At 75.0% G+C, this 17,453-nt stretch carries 18 protein-coding genes; 10 read left to right on the top strand and 8 right to left on the bottom strand.

Annotated features, from left to right (window positions below; all coding sequences use genetic code 11):
* The first annotated feature begins 77 nt into the window (after positions 1-77).
* The 3 genes from LPU61_RS14065 (at position 78) to LPU61_RS14075 (ending at position 3,482) form a co-directional block, all read left to right on the top strand.
* Positions 78-1,868 carry an NAD+ synthase gene (locus LPU61_RS14065; protein WP_229405123.1) on the top strand — a complete coding sequence of 597 codons (1,791 nt, stop codon included), beginning with the start codon at positions 78-80 and terminating at the stop codon, positions 1,866-1,868.
* Positions 1,869-1,989: 121 nt separating this feature from the next.
* Entirely contained in the window at positions 1,990-2,835 is an 846-nt protein-coding gene (gene panB, locus LPU61_RS14070) for a 3-methyl-2-oxobutanoate hydroxymethyltransferase (RefSeq protein WP_229405124.1), read from the top strand.
* 26 nt (positions 2,836-2,861) lie between these two features.
* Positions 2,862-3,482: a hypothetical protein gene (locus LPU61_RS14075; protein WP_144420369.1), complete on the top strand. Its 621-nt coding sequence runs from the start codon at positions 2,862-2,864 to the stop codon at positions 3,480-3,482.
* A 208-nt stretch (positions 3,483-3,690) separates the two neighbouring features.
* On the opposite strand, the gene npdG is transcribed toward LPU61_RS14075, so the two are convergent.
* From npdG to LPU61_RS14095, 4 genes are all read right to left on the bottom strand, one after another.
* Positions 3,691-4,389 (bottom strand): NADPH-dependent F420 reductase, encoded by a 699-nt coding sequence (gene npdG, locus LPU61_RS14080; RefSeq protein WP_043967071.1) that lies wholly within the window; start codon positions 4,387-4,389, stop codon positions 3,691-3,693.
* 89 nt (positions 4,390-4,478) lie between these two features.
* Positions 4,479-5,897, bottom strand: a complete 1,419-nt coding sequence (locus tag LPU61_RS14085; RefSeq protein ID WP_043967069.1) for an RNB domain-containing ribonuclease — start codon at positions 5,895-5,897, stop codon at positions 4,479-4,481.
* Positions 5,898-6,028: 131 nt separating this feature from the next.
* The gene (locus tag LPU61_RS14090) at positions 6,029-6,787 is read right to left on the bottom strand and encodes a histone (protein ID WP_229405125.1); all 759 of its coding nucleotides are present in this window, start codon (positions 6,785-6,787) and stop codon (positions 6,029-6,031) included.
* A gap of 82 nt (positions 6,788-6,869) precedes the next feature.
* On the bottom strand, positions 6,870-7,073 hold the full coding sequence (locus LPU61_RS14095; RefSeq protein ID WP_043969275.1) for a hypothetical protein: 204 nt from the start codon (positions 7,071-7,073) through the stop codon (positions 6,870-6,872).
* 462 nt (positions 7,074-7,535) lie between these two features.
* Between LPU61_RS14095 and LPU61_RS14100 the strand changes: the two genes are divergently transcribed.
* The 7 genes from LPU61_RS14100 (at position 7,536) to LPU61_RS14130 (ending at position 13,924) form a co-directional block, all read left to right on the top strand.
* Positions 7,536-7,907, top strand: coding sequence for a hypothetical protein (locus LPU61_RS14100; protein ID WP_043967064.1), 372 nt, complete (start codon positions 7,536-7,538; stop codon positions 7,905-7,907).
* Positions 7,904-8,392 (top strand): roadblock/LC7 domain-containing protein, encoded by a 489-nt coding sequence (locus LPU61_RS14105; protein ID WP_229405126.1) that lies wholly within the window; start codon positions 7,904-7,906, stop codon positions 8,390-8,392. Before LPU61_RS14100 ends, LPU61_RS14105 begins: the two co-directional genes overlap by 4 nt.
* Before the next feature lie 26 nt (positions 8,393-8,418).
* Positions 8,419-9,195, top strand: a complete 777-nt coding sequence (locus LPU61_RS14110) for a nucleotidyltransferase domain-containing protein (protein WP_229405127.1) — start codon at positions 8,419-8,421, stop codon at positions 9,193-9,195.
* Positions 9,196-9,301: 106 nt separating this feature from the next.
* Positions 9,302-10,525: a S8 family peptidase gene (locus LPU61_RS14115; RefSeq protein ID WP_229405128.1), complete on the top strand. Its 1,224-nt coding sequence runs from the start codon at positions 9,302-9,304 to the stop codon at positions 10,523-10,525.
* A gap of 193 nt (positions 10,526-10,718) precedes the next feature.
* Positions 10,719-11,336, top strand: coding sequence for a hypothetical protein (locus LPU61_RS14120; RefSeq protein WP_229405310.1), 618 nt, complete (start codon positions 10,719-10,721; stop codon positions 11,334-11,336).
* 239 nt (positions 11,337-11,575) lie between these two features.
* Positions 11,576-13,279: a SulP family inorganic anion transporter gene (locus LPU61_RS14125; protein WP_229405129.1), complete on the top strand. Its 1,704-nt coding sequence runs from the start codon at positions 11,576-11,578 to the stop codon at positions 13,277-13,279.
* A gap of 270 nt (positions 13,280-13,549) precedes the next feature.
* Positions 13,550-13,924 (top strand): DUF4259 domain-containing protein, encoded by a 375-nt coding sequence (locus tag LPU61_RS14130; protein WP_043967055.1) that lies wholly within the window; start codon positions 13,550-13,552, stop codon positions 13,922-13,924.
* An 18-nt stretch (positions 13,925-13,942) separates the two neighbouring features.
* On the opposite strand, the gene LPU61_RS14135 is transcribed toward LPU61_RS14130, so the two are convergent.
* The 4 genes from LPU61_RS14135 to LPU61_RS14150 all read right to left on the bottom strand — a co-directional run bounded on the left by LPU61_RS14135 (position 13,943) and on the right by LPU61_RS14150 (position 17,352).
* Positions 13,943-14,782 carry an ABC transporter permease gene (locus LPU61_RS14135; RefSeq protein ID WP_229405130.1) on the bottom strand — a complete coding sequence of 280 codons (840 nt, stop codon included), beginning with the start codon at positions 14,780-14,782 and terminating at the stop codon, positions 13,943-13,945.
* On the bottom strand, positions 14,779-15,738 hold the full coding sequence (locus LPU61_RS14140) for a daunorubicin resistance protein DrrA family ABC transporter ATP-binding protein (RefSeq protein WP_043967051.1): 960 nt from the start codon (positions 15,736-15,738) through the stop codon (positions 14,779-14,781). The genes LPU61_RS14135 and LPU61_RS14140 overlap by 4 nt, the downstream gene beginning before the upstream one ends.
* A 28-nt stretch (positions 15,739-15,766) precedes the next feature.
* Positions 15,767-16,606, bottom strand: a complete 840-nt coding sequence (locus tag LPU61_RS14145; protein WP_229405131.1) for a DUF4097 family beta strand repeat-containing protein — start codon at positions 16,604-16,606, stop codon at positions 15,767-15,769.
* Between the two features lie 212 nt (positions 16,607-16,818).
* Positions 16,819-17,352, bottom strand: coding sequence for a YlcI/YnfO family protein (locus LPU61_RS14150; protein ID WP_229405132.1), 534 nt, complete (start codon positions 17,350-17,352; stop codon positions 16,819-16,821).
* Between the last annotated feature and the right edge of the window lie 101 nt (positions 17,353-17,453).

Genomic DNA, 17,453 nt, shown 5'->3' on the forward strand with positions numbered 1-17,453 from the left:
GGGCGTCGCCGCACGAGTGGCCGCCGTCTCCGCGCCGCCGCCGTGTCGGCGCCGGCCGGCTGGGGCAAGATGTGGACATGCCCACCCTGCGTCTCGCCCTGTCCCAGGTCAACCCGAGCGTCGGCGACCTCGCCGGCAACGCCGGCCTGGTCCGCCGGTGGACCCGCACCGCCGCCGACGCCGGCGCCCAGCTCGTCCTGTTCCCGGAGATGGTGCTCACCGGGTACCCGGTCGAGGACCTGGTGTTCCGCCGGTCCTTCGTCGCCGCGTCGCAGGCCGCGCTGCGCCGCCTCGCCGCCGACCTGGCCGCCGACGGCCTGGGCGGGGTGCCGGTGGTGGTCGGGTACCTCGACGCCGACGGCCCGCCGCAGGTCAGCTCCGACGCCGAGCCGGGCCGGGGGGCCCGCAACGCCGCGGCGGTGCTGCACGGCGGCGAGGTGGTGGCCACCTACTTCAAGCACCACCTGCCCAACTACGGGGTGTTCGACGAGGACCGCTACTTCGTCCCGGGCGACGCGCTGACGGTGGTCCGCGTCGGCGGGGTGGACGTCGCCCTGACCATCTGCGAGGACATGTGGCAGGCCGGGGGCCCGTTCGCGGCGGCCCGGCAGGCCGGCGTCGGCCTGGTCGTCACGATCAACGGCTCGCCGTACGAGCTGAACAAGGACGACATCCGGCTGCCGCTGGTGCGCCGCCGGGCCGCCGAGGCCGGTGCCGCCGTGGCGTACGTCAACATGGTCGGCGGCCAGGACGAGCTGGTCTTCGAGGGCGACTCGCTGATCGTCGGCGCGGACGGGACGCTGCTGGCCCGCGCCCCCCAGTTCGTCGAGCACCTGCTCGTGCACGACGTCGAGCTGCCGGCGGCCGAGGGACACGGCGGCGACGCGGCCATGGCCGGCGGGGCGGCGCCGGCCGGCGGCGAGCTGGCCGCGGGCATGCGGATCGTGCGGGCCACGGTCGGCGACGTCCCGCCGGCACCCGGCGGCGCGGCGGCGGTGGGCGGGATCATCGAGCCGGTCGCCGACGAGGCGGAGGTGTGGCAGGCGCTGGTGCTGGGCCTGCGCGACTACGTCGACAAGAACCGGTTCCCGTCGGTGGTGCTGGGGCTCTCCGGCGGCATCGACTCGGCGGTCGTGGCGGCCCTCGCGGTCGACGCGCTCGGCCCGGACCGCGTGGTCGGCGTCTCGCTGCCCAGCCGGCACTCGTCGGAGCACTCCCGGGCCGACGCGGAGGACCTGGCCAAGCGCACCGGCCTGGACTACCGGGTCGAGCCGATCCAGCCGATGGTGGACACGTTCCTGGCGAACATGTCGCTGTCCGGGGTGACGGTGGAGAACCTCCAGGCCCGGGTGCGCGGGGTGATCCTGATGGCGCTGTCGAACCAGGAGGGCCACCTGGTCCTCACCACCGGCAACAAGAGCGAGCTGGCGGTGGGCTACTCCACTCTCTACGGCGACTCGGTCGGCGGCTTCAACCCGGTGAAGGACGTGTGGAAGACGCTGATCTGGCGGCTGGCGAAGTGGCGCAACGCCGACGCCGCCCGCCGGGGCGAGACCCCGCCGATCCCGGAGAACTCGATCGGCAAGCCGCCGAGCGCCGAGCTGAGCCCCGGCCAGCTCGACAGCGACACGCTGCCGGACTACGACGTGCTCGACCCGATCCTGATCGGGTACGTCGACGGCGACCTGGGCCGCACGGGGCTCGTCGAGTCGGGGCACGACCCGGCGGTCGTCGACCGGGTGCTGCGGATGGTGGACACCGCGGAATACAAGCGGCGGCAGTCGGCCCCCGGCACGAAGATCTCGATGAAGGCGTTCGGGCGGGACCGGCGGCTGCCGATCACCAACCGCTGGCGCGAGGACGGCTGAGCCCGGCCGGGCCCACCGGGGAGTGAAATCCTCCACTGCCTCCTGCCGTCGACCGTCGCGCGGTGCGACGCTTGCGACGGACCCGGGGACCGCGCACGCGGCCTCGAGGAAGGAGACAGTCATGGTGGAGTCCACCCCGACCGAGGTGACCGCCCTCTACGGCGGCCCGGCCACCCGGCGGGTGCGTACCCGCGACCTGCTCGCCGCCAAGGAGCGCGGCGAGAAGTGGTCGATGCTCACCTCGTACGACCAGTACACGGCGTCGATCTTCGACGCCGCCGGGATCCCGGCGCTGCTGGTCGGCGACTCGGCGGCGAACAACGTCTTCGGCTACGAGACGACGCTGCCGGTGACCACCGATGAGCTGCTGCCGCTGGTGCGGGCGGTGGTGCGGGCGACGAAGCAGGCGCTGGTCGTCGGCGACCTGCCGTTCGGCTCGTACGAGGAGGGGCCGACGCAGGCGCTGCGCACCGCCGTGCGGTTCATGAAGGAGGGCGGCTGCCACGCGGTGAAGCTGGAGGGCGGCCGGCGCTGCGCCGACCAGGTCGCCGCGATCGTCGGGGCCGGCATCCCGGTGATGGCGCACGTCGGCTTCACCCCGCAGAGCGAGCACACCCTCGGCGGGTACCGGGTGCAGGGGCGCGGCGACACGGCCGACGAGGTGTTCGCCGACGCCCTCGCCGTGGCCGAGGCGGGCGCGTTCGCGGTGGTGCTGGAGATGGTGCCGGGCGAGGTGGCCAAGCGCATCACCGGGGAGCTGGCGATCCCGACGGTCGGCATCGGCGCCGGGCCGGACACCGACGCGCAGGTGCTGGTCTGGCAGGACATGGCCGGCCTGCGCACCGGGAGGGCCCCCCGGTTCGTGAAGCGCTACGCCGACCTGGCCGGGGCGTTGACCGAGGCGACCCGACGGTTCGCCGACGAGGTCCGGGGCGGCGAGTTCCCGGCCGCCGAGCACACCTTCTGACACGTCCGGGGGCTGCGGTGGGCGGCGTGCCCCGCGTCGTCCACCGGCAGCGCCCGGCGGCCCGCGCCGACGGCGGCGACAGCCGGCGGGTGGTGACGCGGGCGTCCGGCCAGCGGACGCAGCGGCTAAGGTACCCGCTCGTGGATCATGTTCGCATCTCAACCGTTGTCCTGACCTGCGTCTCCGTGCTGGCGCTCGCGGCGTGCGGCGGGGAGGAGCCGGCCCCGACAGCCGCGCCCACCTCGGCCGCCGCCACTGCTACCACTGCTGCCGCCCCGACCACCGCCCCCGCCCCGACGGCCGCCACCCCCGCCTCCGCCGACCCGGCCGCCGACAAGAAGCTCTGCGAAACCGCGAAGAAGATCGCGGACGACTCGAAGAAGGCGCTGATGAAGGCCGTCGTGGACGGCGGGGACCCGGCGGCGGCGATGAAGAAGGCGTTCACCGAGATGTCGGAGGTCGCGCCCGCGACGGGCGGCTCCGGCAGCGAGGTCGCCATCGCGCTGGCCGCGGTCGGCGCGGAGGCCCGCAGGATCGCGAACGCCGCGGACGTCGAGGCCGCGGCCGAGGACAGCGCCGCCCTGGAGAAGGCCGGCGCGAAGGCCAACGCCGCCTGCAAGAAGGTCGGCGTCGACCCGAACCTCTGACCCGAGCGCCGAACTGGGTGTGCCGGCGGCCGTCTACCGCCGCAGTGCCGCCTCGACGCGGCAGCCCGTCCCACAGGTGGTGATCGACTCCACGTCGGCGACATGGCGGTATCCGGGCGGTTGGGATACCGCCATGTCGCCGACATCGCGCGGCCCGACCCGCAGCGACCGGCCGGAGCCGCGCCGGGCCGGGGCGGGCCGGCGTCCCTCAGAGGTCGGTGACGCGGAGGCCGGCGTGGGCCTTGTAACGCTTGTTGATGGCGATCAGGTTGGCCGTGAACGCCTCGATCTGGTGGGCGTTGCGCAGCCGGCCGGCGTAGATGCCCCGCATGCCGGGGATCCGGGCGGCGAGCGCGCCGACGACGTCCACCAGCTCGCGGTCCTCGGTGCAGATCAGCACGTCGAGGTCGATCCGGTCCACCTCCGGGTCGGCCAGCAGCGGGGCGCTGACGTGGTTGAACGCCGCGCAGACCCGCGAGTCGGGCAGCAGGGCGGCGGCCTGCTGGACGGCGCTGCCCTCGGCGACGGTCAGCGCGTACGGGCCCTGCCGGTCGAAGCCGAGCGGGTTGACGCAGTCGACGACGATCTTGCCGGCGAGCGGCCCGGCCAGGGCGGCGACGGTCGCCGCGTGCCCGTCCCACGGCACCGCGATCACGACCACGTCGCTGCGCCGGGCGACCTCCTCGTTGTCCGCGCCCGCCACCTCGGCGTCGGCCGGCACGCCCCGCAGGGCGGCGATCTCGGCGGCGGCCTCGGCGGCGCGCTCGGCCGACCGGGAGCCGATCAGCACGGACTGCCCGGCGCGGGCGAAGCGGTAGGCCAGGCCCCGGCCCTGGTCGCCGGTGCCGCCGATGATGCCGACGGTCAGCCCGGACACGTCGGGCAGCGTGCTCGCGTCGTATGCCATGGGCCCATCCTCGCAAACCAGCCGGTCCGGCAGCAGCGCCGGGCGCGGCGCGGGCTGCGGCCGTGCGGCGCGGGCCCGCAGGGCGGCCGTCAGGTCAGCGCGAACAGGACCTTCCGGGTGGCCGGGTCGGCGGTGACCAGCCGGACCCGGACCCGCTCGCCCAGCGGCAGCGCCCCCGTGCAGCGGGCCCGCACCGGCGGGGCGTCCAGCGCCACCGTGCCGCCGGGCTGCCGGCCCGGCCTCGGCTCGTCCACCTCCAGCGCCGCCGCGTCGAAGGTCTCGCCGACCCGGTGCGCCAGCAACACCGCCTCGGCCAGCTCGACGGCGCCCCGGGTGGCCGCGCCGGCCGTCCGGTCGGTCGCGGCCATCACCTGCGGCAGCCTGGGCAGCGCCGCGCGGGCCCAGTCGGGCACCGGCCGGTCCGCGTGCAGGGCCAGGCAGACCTCGGTGGCGTACCGGTCGGCCAGCCGGCGCAGCGGGGCCGTGACATGGGCGTACGCGGCGGCGACCCCGCCGTGTGCCGGCTGCTCGGGCCGCGCGCCGTCGAACGCCGTGTACGCGGCACCGCGCATCAGCTCGGCCGCCTGGTCGACGAACGCGGCGGCCCGGGGCTCGGAGGCGTCCAGCCCGGCCAGCACCTCACCGACGCCGACGCCGTCGGGCCAGTGCACGCCCAGCGGGGCGGCGGCGGTGCGCAGCCGGGCCACCGCCTCCGGCCTCGGCGGCGGCATCGTCCGCAGCAGGCCGATCCCGCCGGCGAGCATGATGTCGGCGGCGGCCATCCCGGTGAGCAGGGAGATCTGTGCGTTGTGCTCCTCCATCGGGACGGGGCCGCGCAGCACCAGCCGCCAGCCGTCGCCGTCCGGTTCGACGTCCTGCTCGGGCAGCGGCAGGTTGACCGCGCCCCGGCGCAGGCCGCGTGCGGTGAGCAGCGCGCCGAGCTCGGGGAGCAGGGCGATCGGCTCGGGCAGCCGACCGGCGTCGGCGGCGGCCTGGACGCCGACGTAGTCCAGCTTGGCGCGGCTGCGCACCAGGGCGCGTTCCAGCACGACGGCGACCGTTTCGCCGTCGGCGTCGAGGTCGATCGTCCACACCACGGCCGCCCGGTCCTGGTCGGGCAGCAGGCTGGCCGCGCCCTCGCTGAGCGTCTCCGGGTGCAGGGGGACGTTGCCGTCGGGCAGGTAGACGGTCTGCCCGCGCCGCCAGGTCTCCTCCTCCAGCGCGCCGCCGGGGCGCACGTGGGCGGCGACGTCGGCGATGGCGTACCGGACCCGGAAGCCGCCACTGGAGCGGCGGGCGAGGTGCATCGCCTGGTCGAGGTCCCGTGAGGTGGCCGGGTCGACGGTGACGAACGGGACGTCGGTGCGGTCGACGTCGGGCCGGGGCGGCGCGGCGGCGGCCTCCTCGGCCTCGCGCTGCGCCGCGGGCGGGAACCGCTCGGGCAGTTCCAGCTCGCGGCGCAGCGCACCGAAGTCGATGCGGGGCGCGAGGACGCGTCGGATCACCACGGCCCCATCCTGACACCCCCCACCCACCGCACCGCGGCGCCCCGCACCGCGGGGTCGGCCAAGAGGTTCACGTCGCCGGCCGGCGGGCCTTCGGCGCGAACCTCCTGGTCGACAGGGCGGGGTGGGCGGGATCAGGGGTTACGGGAGGACGTCGACTTCCTCGCCGGAGCCTTCTTGGCGGTGGCCGTGCGGGTGGCGGTGGACCGGGACGACGTGGTCTTCCGGGCCGTGGTCTTCTTAGCGGCCGGGGCCTTCTTCGCGACCGTGGTCTTCCGGGCCGTGGTCTTCTTCGCCGCCGGGGCCTTCTTCGCGGCTGCGGCCGTGCGCTTCGCCGCCGTGGGCGCCTTCTTCGCCGCCGCCGCCGTCGTGCGCTTCGCCGCCGTCGCGCCGGCGCGCTTCGCCGCCGCCGTCGTGCGCTTCGCCGCCGTCGTGGTCGTCCGCTTCGCCGCCGGGGACGCCTTCTTGGTCGCCGCCGTCGTCCGCTTGGTCGCCGCCGCGCCGGTGGCGCTCCTCGCGGTCTTGGTGGCGGTGGTCTTCGCGGCGGTGGTCTTCGCGGCGGTGGTCTTCCTGGCGGTCGTGGTCTTGGCGGCCGGGGCCTTCTTCGCCGACGCCCGCGTCGCGGGCGCCTTCTTCGCCGCGGTCCTGCTGCCGACCGGGGTCCTGCTGGTCGCCACCTTCGTCGCGGCGGCCTTCTTCGCGACCGCCTTCTTCGCCGGCACCCGGCCGGCCCCGGCGCCGGAGGCGTTCGGGGACGCCTTGGTCACGGTCGACCGCCGGGTCGCCGTGGTGGCGGCCCGGGTCGTGCCCGTGGCCCGTCCGGCCGCGGCGGTCTTCTTCGCGGTCGTACGTTGGGCGGCCGGGCGGGTGGTGGCCTTTTGTGCTTCGGCCATCGTGGTTCCCTCCTTGGGGACATGCTCTCGCGTGCCTCCTCTCGGGGCACGGAGTTCCTCGACGCGGGCCGTCCCGCGCCGTTTATCTGTCCTCCCCGGCCCAACGGGCGTCCTCGGCGTCCCACGCGTCGTTGCGCTCCTGCACCTGTTGCAGGGCGTTCTCCGCGTCGGCCGCCGAGGCGTACGGCCCGAGCACGTGCCGCGCCGCGCAGACGTCGGCCTCGGTCTCGACCCGGTGGTGTCGCGTGCACCAGTAGTAGTGCCCACCACTTCCGCTGTCGCTCATGGGATCACTGTGCACCGCGCACCGCCCGGCCGCCACCGGTTCAGGCAAATAGTCGCCGACGTCTTCCACAGTAGACGCGCTGACCGGCCGCCGGGCCGGAATGGCGGAACCCGCCGACCGGGAGTCCGCGCCGTCGCGGTGCCCCGCCGGGGCGGCCGGCGCGGTGTCGGCGGAGACCGCGCGGCGGTCGGTAAGAGCGGTCCCGTCCCCTACCACCCACCCTGGGGGGCTTCATATCAGCCTGGACGAGAACGGGCCATCCGTCACCGGGTCCCACTTACGGGACCGGCGAGCCGGCACGGCCCTCCGCTCAGGTCGATACGCCTGCTTGCGGGTGCGCCCCGCCGCGCCGTGTGCGAGCCTCTGCGAAACCTTCTGCGCGGCGCGGCGCCCCTGTCACCGACAGGTGACCCTCGGCAACGCACAGGCGACGCCCGCGCGCCCGACCTGGGGGACAACACCGTGGCGAACCTTGACGTCGCGCTCAAGAGCGCGATGAACATCGATGGCGCGATCGGCGCCGCACTGGTCGACTACAACAGCGGCATGACGCTCGGCGTGGCCGGCGGCACCGGGGAGATCGACCTGACGGTCGCCGCCGCCGGCAACACGGACGTGGTCCGCGCCAAGCTGCGCACCATCGAGATGCTGAACCTGAACGACGAGATCGAGGACATCCTCATCACCCTCGGCTCGCAGTACCACCTGATCCGGCCGGTCACCAGCCGGACGGGCAAGGGCCTGTTCCTGTACCTGATGGTGAGCAAGAGCCGGGCCAACCTGGCGATGGCCCGCCACCAGCTGCGCGTCATCGAGGAGAGCCTGGAGCTGTGAGCGTGGTCGACAGCACCGGAACCGTCCTGCCCCGGCGCACCGCACGGCAGCCGGGGGACCTGCCGGCGCCCCGGTCGTTCCCGCCGTCGCTGGCGGGCAACCCCGCGCTGCCGTACGCGGCGATCGGGCAGGAGCTGGCCGACCTGCGGTTGCAGATCCCCGGCGTGCACGGCTGCGTCCTCGGCGGCGTGGACGGCCTGCTCATCACCCACAACATGCAGACCGACGTCGACCCGAACGACCTGGCCGCGCTCGCCGCGACCACGTACGGCCTGGGCCGGCAGGTGGGGCTGCGGCTGGGCCAGGGCGAGTTCCAGCAGTCCACCGTCCGCAACGACCGCGGCTACCTGAGCGTCTACGCCGTCAGTCCGCAGGCACTGCTCGCCGTGGTGGGTCAGGACAGCATCAACGTGGCCCGGTTGCACCTGCACGCGCCGTCGACGGCCGAGCGGCTCGCCGCCCTGCTGGAGCGGGACCGCCCCTGAGCGAGCCGGACCGCCACAATGCGACGGTGGACACGGAGGTGGAGCGCTACCTGACGGAGCTGGTCACTGCGGCCGGCGAGGTGCTCGGCGAGGACCTCGTCGGCGCGTACGCGGCCGGGTCGGTGGCGCTCGGCGCGTACCAGCCGGGGCGCAGCGACGTGGACGTGGCGTTGCTGTGCGCGAAGGCCCTGCCCGCCGGACGCAAGCGGGAGCTGGTCGCCCGGCTGCGGCACGAGGCGCTGCCCTGCCCGGCGCGCGGGCTGGAGCTGGTCGTCTACCGCCGGGACGTGGCCCGGTCGGGCACCCCGGAGCCGGGCTTCGAGGTGGAGCTGAACACGGGCGCCCGGATGCCGCCCCGGGTGACCTGGTCCGGCGACGAGCGGCCGGCCGCCGACGGCCGGTTCTGGTACGGGCTGGACCGCAGCATCCTGCACGCCGGCGGGTCGGCCCTGCTCGGGCCGCCGGCCGGGGAGGCGTTCGCCGACCTGACGCCGACCGACCTGCGCCGGCTGCTGGTGGACGCGCTGACCTGGTGGTTGGCGCTGCCGACCCCGCCCGGCGACGAGCCGGCCGCCGGCGCCGAGGACGCGGTGCTCGGCGCGTGCCGCGCGCTGGTGCGCTGCCGCGACGGCGACTGGCTGCCGAAGGTGGCGGCGGGGCGGCGGCTGGTCGGGCGGGGGCACCCGGCGGCCGGCCTGATCGAGCGCGCGATCGCGGCCCGGGGCGGCGGCCCGCCACCGGGCGGCGTGGCGGCCCGCGCGTTCCAGCGGGGCGTACGCGACGAGATACGCGCGATGCTATGACCCATTCGATATATAGCTCACTGTGGATCTATCGATAGCCTGTCATCACGATCTCAGACCGCGTACCCGCAGCTTGGGCGCGGTCGACGACAGAGGAGACCGATAGATGACGCTCCCCCGCAAGGCCGCCACCCTCGGCGTGCTGACCGCGTCGGCGCTGGCCGCCACCATGATCGGCAGCCCGGTGTCCGCAGCGCCCGCGACCGGCGAGATCCGCCACGCCGGTGGCGCCACCGCCGTTCCCTCCAGCTACATCGTGGTCCTGAAGGACAGCGCCGTGGGCGGGAAGGCCGGCACCCGGGCCGCCGCCGTCGCCAGCTCCGCCGGCAGCCTGGCCAAGCGGTTCGGCGGCAGCGTCGCCCAGGTGTACGGCGCGGCGCTCAACGGCTTCGAGGTGCGGCTGTCCGAGGCCGCCGCGAAGCGCCTCGCGGCGCACCCGTCCGTCGCCTGGGTCGAGCAGAACCACGAGGTCAGCCTCCAGACCACCCAGGCGAACCCGCCGTGGGGGCTGGACCGCACCGACCAGGCCGCCCTGCCGCTGAGCAGCTCGTACAACTACACGAGCGCCGGCACCGGCGTCACGGCGTACATCATCGACACCGGCATCAACATCAACCACAACGACTTCGGCGGCCAGGCCGTCGACGGGTACGACGCGGTCGACAACGCGCTGCCGGCCGCCGACTGCAACGGTCACGGCACGCACGTCTCCGGCACCGTCGGCGGCACCACGTACGGCGTGGCCAAGGACGTCAAGCTCGTCGCCGTGCGGGTGCTCAACTGCCGGGGCCGGGGCACCAACGCCGGCGTCATCGGCGGCGTCAACTGGGTGACCTCCAACCACCAGGCCGGCCAGCCGGCGGTGGCGAACATGAGCCTCGGCGGCGGCGCGAACTCGTCGCTGGACACGGCCGTGGCGAACTCCATCGCCGACGGGGTCACCTACGCGGTGGCCGCCGGCAACTCCAACGCCAACGCCTGCACCTCCTCGCCGGCCGCCGTGCCCACGGCGATCACCGTCGGGGCGACGCAGAGCAACGACGCGCGCGCCAGCTTCTCCAACTACGGCACCTGCCTGGACATCTTCGCCCCGGGCGTGGACGTGCTGTCCGCCTGGTACAACAGCAACACGGCGACCAACACCATCAGCGGCACCTCGATGGCCTCGCCGCACGTGGCCGGCGCCGCCGCCCGCGTCCTGTCCAACAACCCGACCTGGACCCCGGCCCAGGTCGCCTCGTACCTGACCAGCACGGCCACCGCCGGTGTGGTCACCAGCCCCGGCACCGGTTCCCCGAACCGCCTGCTGTACGTCTCCCCCACCAGCTGATCACCCACCCCCAGGTGCGGCCCCGGAGCGCTCGATCGCTCCGGGGCCGCACCGCGTCCGGGCGCGGATCACGACAGGCCCCCACAGCGCGCATCAATCCGTTAAAACGGGCGTAACCGGCACCGCGGGTCGGGAGTTCTACGGTGTGGTGGCACGCGGTGTGCGTGCACGCGTACCGGCCTGGGGGTGAGCGGTGCAGCGCAGACCCGTCGCCGTTCTCCTGGCCCCGCTGCTCGCCGGCGCGCTCCTGCTGCACCTCGGCCTCGCCTGCCGCTCCCCGCTCGACGCCGTCGCCGTCGCCGTCGCGCCCCAGGCCGACACCGCACCGCAGGCCGACACCGCACCGCACGCCAGCGCCCCGGCCGCCGTCGCCGCCCCGGCCGCCGTCGCGCCGCACGCCAGCGCCCCGACCGCAGTCGCCGCCCCGGCCACCGTCGCGCCGCCCGCCGACCTGGGCCCCCGGGCCCGCGCCGATGCCCGGTCCGGGGCAACCTCCCGGGCCGGCGGGCCGCCGCGCACCGGGCGGGCCGGGCAGGTCGCCCTGGAGGCGTACCGCCTCGTGACCACGCTCGCCGCGCACACCGGCCAGCCGCCGGACCCCACCGTCGTGCCCCGCTTCGACGGGAAGGCGTGCGGATCGGTCAGCCGCTCCGGGCGGGGCAACCAGGGCACCGACCGCCGCGACCCCGGGCCGCAGGCCGGGTCGGCCCTGCCCGACGCCGCCGTCCGCCGGGGCAGCACCGCCGACGGGCGCCCCGCCACCGCCGACGCCGGACCCGACCCGATCCGGCTGAGCGTCCTGCGCTGCTGAGCGCCGCCAGCCGGCACCCGGCCCGCCCGCCGTCGCGGGCGGCGCACGGCCGGCGGACGGCGAGGACGTCCCCCGGCCCGTCGGGCACCTCCGCGTACGCCTGACCACCACGCGTCACCCACCGGCCGTCGCGCCGCCGACACCCGTACCCCCGGCCCGGCCGGCGGTGCGACCAGCCGGCGGCCGGCGTCGGTGGCCGACCCGTTGCCCGCTCGCCCCGCCTTCCCCGGATGTGAACGATGTCGCCTCCCGCCCTGCCCTGGCGCACGCTGCGCGCCGACCTGTCCGCCTCCGTCGTCGTCTTCCTCGTCGCCCTCCCGCTCTGCGTGGGCATCGCCGTCGCCTCCGGCGTGCCGGCCGAACTCGGCCTGGTCACCGGCATCGTCGGTGGCCTCGTCGTGGGGTTCATGCCCGGCAGCAGCATGCAGGTCAGCGGCCCCGCCGCCGGCCTGACCGTGCTGGTCGCCGAGGCCGTGGACCGCTACGGCCTCGCCGGCCTCGGCACGATCGTCCTGGTCGCCGGGCTGCTCCAGATCGGGCTGGGGCTGCTGCGGCTCGGCCGCTGGTTCCGCGCCATCACCGTGTCGGTGGTGCAGGGCATGCTCGCCGGCATCGGCCTGCTGCTCATCGCCGGGCAGCTGTACGTCCTGGCCGGCGTCGCCGCGCCGCACACCGGGCCGGGCAAGTTCACCGGCCTGCCGGGGCTGGTCGGCGAGGTCGCCACGTCCACACCGGCGCGGGTCTCGCTCGCCGTGGGCGTGGCCACCATCGCCGTGATGGTGGGCTGGGACAGGCTGCCCGGTCGGCTGCGGACGGTCCCCGGCGCGCTCGTCGCCGTCGTGGCGGCGGCCGGGGTGACCGCCGCGCTCGGGCTGCCCGTCGACACCATCGAGGTCGAGGGGCTGCTCGCGGCGATGCAGCCGTCGCTCGGGCACTGGGGCACCCTCGCGGACGTCGGGGTGCTGGCCACCATCGCCACGTTCACCCTGGTCGCGTCAGCGGAGAGCCTGTTCAGCGCGGCGGCCGTCGACCGGCTGCACCAGGGCCCTCGCACCGACTTCGACCGGGAACTCGTGGCGCAGGGCACCGGGAACACGATCTGCGGCCTGCTCGGCGCCCTGCCGATGACCGCCGTCATCGTCCGCAGCTCCGCCAACGTGCGGGCCGGCGCACGGACGAAGTCCTCCCGGGTGCTGCACGGGCTGTGGCTGCTGCTGTTCGCCGCCGCCGCGCCCGGCCTGATCGGGCTGATGCCGCTGCCCGCGCTCGCCGCCGTGCTCGTCCACGCCGGCGTCAAGCTGCTGCCGCTGCGCGCGCTGCCGCAGCTGTGGCGGGAACACCGGGGCGAGGCGGCGGTGCTGGCGGTGACGGCCCTGGCCATCCTCACCACCGACATGTTCACCGGCGTGCTCGTCGGCCTCGGCCTGGCCGTGGTGAAGACCGCGTGGGAGACCTCGCACGTCCGGGTCACCGTGCGCGACGCCGCCCTGGACGCTGTCTCGGCGCGGGACGTCTCCACGGGCAACGTCTCAGCGCGGGACGTCTCGGTGGACGACGTCCCAGCGCGGGACGTCTCAGCGGGTGACGTCTCTGCGGGTGACGTCTCTGCGTGGGCTGTCTCGGTGGGCGGTGCGTCCGCGCGTGAGGCTTCCGCGCGTGAGGCCGCTGTGGGCGACGCCGGCCCGGGGCCGGTCGAGGTCGCGATCACCGGGAACGCCACCTTCCTCCGGCTGCCCACCATCCTCACCACGCTCAACGAACTGCCGGCCGACCGGACCGTCCGGCTGGACCTGCGCGGGCTGCGGCACGTCGACCACGCGTGCCGCACCGCGCTGGACACCTGGATCGAGACGCACAACCGCAACGCGGGGGTGTCGGTGCACGTCGTCGCGCCGCGCCCGGCGGAGGACGACCGCCCCACCACGGTCGACGCGACGGACTGACCCCGGCCGGCCCGGCCCGCCGAGCCGGGCTCGCCCGGTCCTGGGCCCGCCGGGCCGGGCTCGCCGGGTCCGCCCGGCCGGGTCCGCCCGGCCCGGGGTGGGGTGGGGTGGGGTCCGGGTGGGTCCGGGTGGGTCCGCCGTGTCGGCGACATGGCGACGGCGGACCCGGCGGCTGGCGGCTGGCGGCTGGCGGCTGGCGGCGGATCGTCGGTGGTGTCTGGTTGACTCGGGCGTCGACCGAGCGACGATCGCGAAAGGGCAGACGAAACCATGGGGACCTGGGGCAGTGGCAACTTCGACGACGACACCGCCGCCGATCACCTGTCGACGGTGACCGGGCGGCTGGTCGACGAGATCGCGGAGGCGATGTCCGGCGACCCGGTCAGGTTGGAGCCGGACGAATACTGGGGCGTCGTCGTCCCCTGCAATCTGGAGCTGCTGCACCTCATCGGCAGCCAGCGCCACGTCGGGGTCACGCTGCCCGACCCGGAGACCATCGCCGGCTGGAAGAGCCGGTACCTGGCCGTCTGGGACGAGACGATCGACGGCCTGGAGCCCAGCCCCGCCTACCGGGCGCAGCGGCGCGAGGTGCTCGTCCGCACCTTCGACCAGCTCGCCGAGCTGGCTTCGGCGGGCGGGGCATGAGCCGGAGCCGGCCCACCGTCAGCGCGCGGGCTCCCGGTCGAACAGCCGCCTCGACCAGAGGTAGCCGCCCAGCGCGATGGCCGCGCACCAGGCGAGCGCGAGCCACGCGTCGTTGCCGACCGGCTCGTCCATCAGCAGGCCGCGCAGGGTCTCGATGATCGGCGTGAACGGCTGGTACTCGGCGAACCAGCGCAGCCCGGCCGGCATCGAGTCGGTGGGGACGAACCCGCTGCCGAGGAAGGGCAGCAGGACGAGCGGCATGGGCAGGTTGCTGGCGGTCTCGACGCTCCCGCTCACCTGGCCGAGCGCGACGGCCAGCCAGACGAGCGCGAAGGTCACCGCCGCCAGGAAGCCGGCCGCGGCCAGCCACCCGCCCGGTCCGGCGGCGGGCCGGAAGCCGACCAGCACGGCCACTGCGGTCACCACCACCACGCTGAGCATCGCCTGGATCATGCTGCCCAGGACGTGTCCGGTCAGCACCGAGACGCGGGCGATGTGCATCGTGCGGAACCGGGCGATGATCCCCTCGGTCAGGTCCATGGCGATGGTGATCGCCGTCCCCTGGACCGCCGCCGTCACGGTCATCAGGATGATCGCGGGGGCCACGTAGTTGGCGTACGCGGCCCGCCCGCCGGCCGCGCCGCCGGGCACCGCCCCGCCGAGCCCGGCGCCCAGCGTGCCGCCGAACACGTAGACGAACAGCAGCAGGAAGACGACGGGCATCGCGACGAGCGTCACGGTCATCGACGGGTACCGCAGCATGCGCCGGAGGCTGCGGCGCAGCATCGTCGCCGAGTCACGCAGCGGGTGGAGGCGCAGGGCCGCAGGGGCGGGGCCGGTGAGGGCGGGGGTGCTCATCGGATGGTCACCTTCTCGTCGGTGGGGCCGCCGGTGAGGGCGAGGAAGACGTCGTCGAGGTCGGGGGTGTGCACGGACAACTCGTCGACCTGGACGGCCTGGTCGTCGAGCCGGCCGAGCAGGGCCCTGAGCGAGCGCAGGCTGCCGTCGCTGGGCACCCGCAGGGCGAGGGCGTCGCCGTCGCGCGAAACCTGGCCGAGCACGCGCCGGGCCGCGTCGAGGCCCTGCTCGTCGGCGAACCGCAGGCGGACGTGCCCGCCGGGGATGCGGCGCTTGAGTTCCTCCGCCGTGCCCTCGGCGATCACCCGGCCCCGGTCGAGGACCGCGATCCGGTCGGCCAGCTCGTCGGCCTCCTCCAGGTACTGGGTGGTCAGGAAGATCGTGACGCCGCCGGCCACCAGGTCCCGGACGAGCTGCCACATGTTGCGGCGGCTGCGCGGGTCCAGCCCGGTCGTCGGCTCGTCGAGGAAGATCACTCGCGGGTCGCCGACCAGGGTCATCGCCAGGTCGAGCCGCCGCCGCATGCCCCCGGAGTACGTCGACGCCGGCTTGCGCGCCGCGTCGGTCAGGTCGAACTGTTCGAGCAGTCGGGCGGCGAGCCGCCGGCCCTCGGCCCGGGGCAGGTGGTGCAGGTCCGCCATCAGCAGCAGGTTCTCCTCGCCGGTGAGCAGGTTGTCCACGGCGGAGAACTGGCCGGTGACCCCGATCGCGGCGCGCACCGCGTCCGGTTCGCGGGCCAGGTCGTGCCCGGCGACCCGGACGTCACCGGCGTCGGCGGCGAGCAGGGTGGACAGGATCCGGACGGTGGTGGTCTTCCCGGCGCCGTTCGCGCCGAGCAGCGCGAACACCGTGCCGGCCGGCACGGACAGGTCGACACCATCGAGTACGACCTGGTCGCCGAACGACTTCCGCAGGCCGGTCGCGGCGATCGCGGGCCGGGTTCGCGTACTGGACATGCTTGTTCTCTCCTCGGGCCGAAGGGGGTCAGGAGCGGTGGATGGTGATGTCGCCGTAGGAGGTGGCGGCGCGGACCTCGACGGTCTGTTCGGTCCCGCCGGGCCGGCCGGTGTTCTCCAGCAGGTTGCGCACGTGCCCGTACCCGGTGTTGACCTCCAGCCAGGCGGCGGTGCCCTCGGCGATGCCGACGTCCAGGTTCCCGGCGGCGGTGCCGAGCACGATCGCGCCGCGGACCACCTCGCCGAGCCGGATGCTGCCGTTGGACGTCTTCGCGTCGATGCCGGCACCGGCCCGCTCGACGTGGATGTCGCCGTTGGCCGCGCGCACCCGCCCGTCGCCGGTGACCGCGTCGATGCTGGTGTCGCCGTTGGAGTTCTTGACCGACGCGGCACCCTCGACCTCGCCGAGTTCGACCTTGCCGGAGCCGGTGGAGACCTCGGCGTCGCCCGCGACGGCGTCGACGGTGACGTGACCGACCCCCGTGTGCAGGCGCAGCGGGCCGGTCCGTTCGATCCGGACGTCGCCGGTGGTCCTGATCCGGCACTCGCCGAGCCGGCCGGTGCAGCGGACGTCGCCCATCACCAGGTGGGCGGAGAGCGGGGAACCGCTGGGCAGTTCGATGGCGACCTCCACCGACCTGCTCTTCTTGGAGAAGTCGAAGGTGCGCTTCGGGCCGGTGACCTGGAGCGCGCCGTTGGCGTAGTCGACCCGGACCTGCGCGGCGGCCTGCACGTCGGACTCGTCGGTCTCGTCGCTGGGCCGGACCTCGACGACGGTGTCGGTCCGGTCGCTCGCGGCGACCCGCACGTGGGCCACGCCGATTTCCAGCGTAACGGAGATCGGTTCGGGGGTCTCGAAAGTAGGCATGGTTGTCTCCGCATCGTGGGTGGGTGGGTCGCCCCCGCAGGTCGGGGACGTGAGGCCGGGGCGGTGCGGCCCGGCGTGCTGCGCGGTGCGGCCCGGCCTGAGGTGCTGCCGCCCGTACGGCGTGGCGTGCTGCTACCCGGGGCGGCGTGGGGCGGGTGCCGCCCGGGCTGGCGTGGAGCGGTGCCGCCCGGGGCGGCGTGGGGCGGGTGCGGTCAGCGCACCCAGCCGGTGAAGCTCTGCCGGGCGCGCCTGCCGCTGTCGCGGGGCTCGGGGCGCTGGTCGTGGTCGGGTCGTTGCAGGGCGGCGGCGGCGGCGCGGACCAGCCAGGCGTTGACCGAGCGGCCCTCCCGCGCCGCCGCCTCCTCGATCGCGGCCTTGAGCTGCTCGGGCAGGCGTACGTTGATCCGCGCGGCGGGGCCGTCGTCGGCGATCGGCGGGACGGCGTCCGGTGTGCCGCCGCCCGTCGCCGCGACGCCTGCCGTGGCGGGCTGGAGCGGCTCGGCGGGCGGCGGGGTGACGACGAAGTCGGGGTCGCGCCCGCGCAGGCGCAGCTCCACCGACCCCGGGGCCAGGTCCCGGGTGATCTCGTCGGCGGCGGCCGACAGCGCCTCCAGCAGGGTCATCCGGATCGCCGATTCCAGCGGCCCGGTCAGGCGCTCGACCAGCAACCGCGACTCGTCGCCGCCGGCCTCGGCGAGGGTGGCGAACTCGCGTCCGAGGTTGCTCACGTAGGAGGTCAGGTCCATGGCACCACTATGGCACATGGATGGCACATGAACAAGCCAAGTTGGCACAGCAGCGCCACCAGGGATGGCACCACGGCGGCATAATCGGATCGAACGAGCTT

This window comes from Micromonospora sp. NBRC 110038, from assembly GCF_020884815.1.
Lineage (GTDB): Bacteria > Actinomycetota > Actinomycetes > Mycobacteriales > Micromonosporaceae > Micromonospora > Micromonospora haikouensis.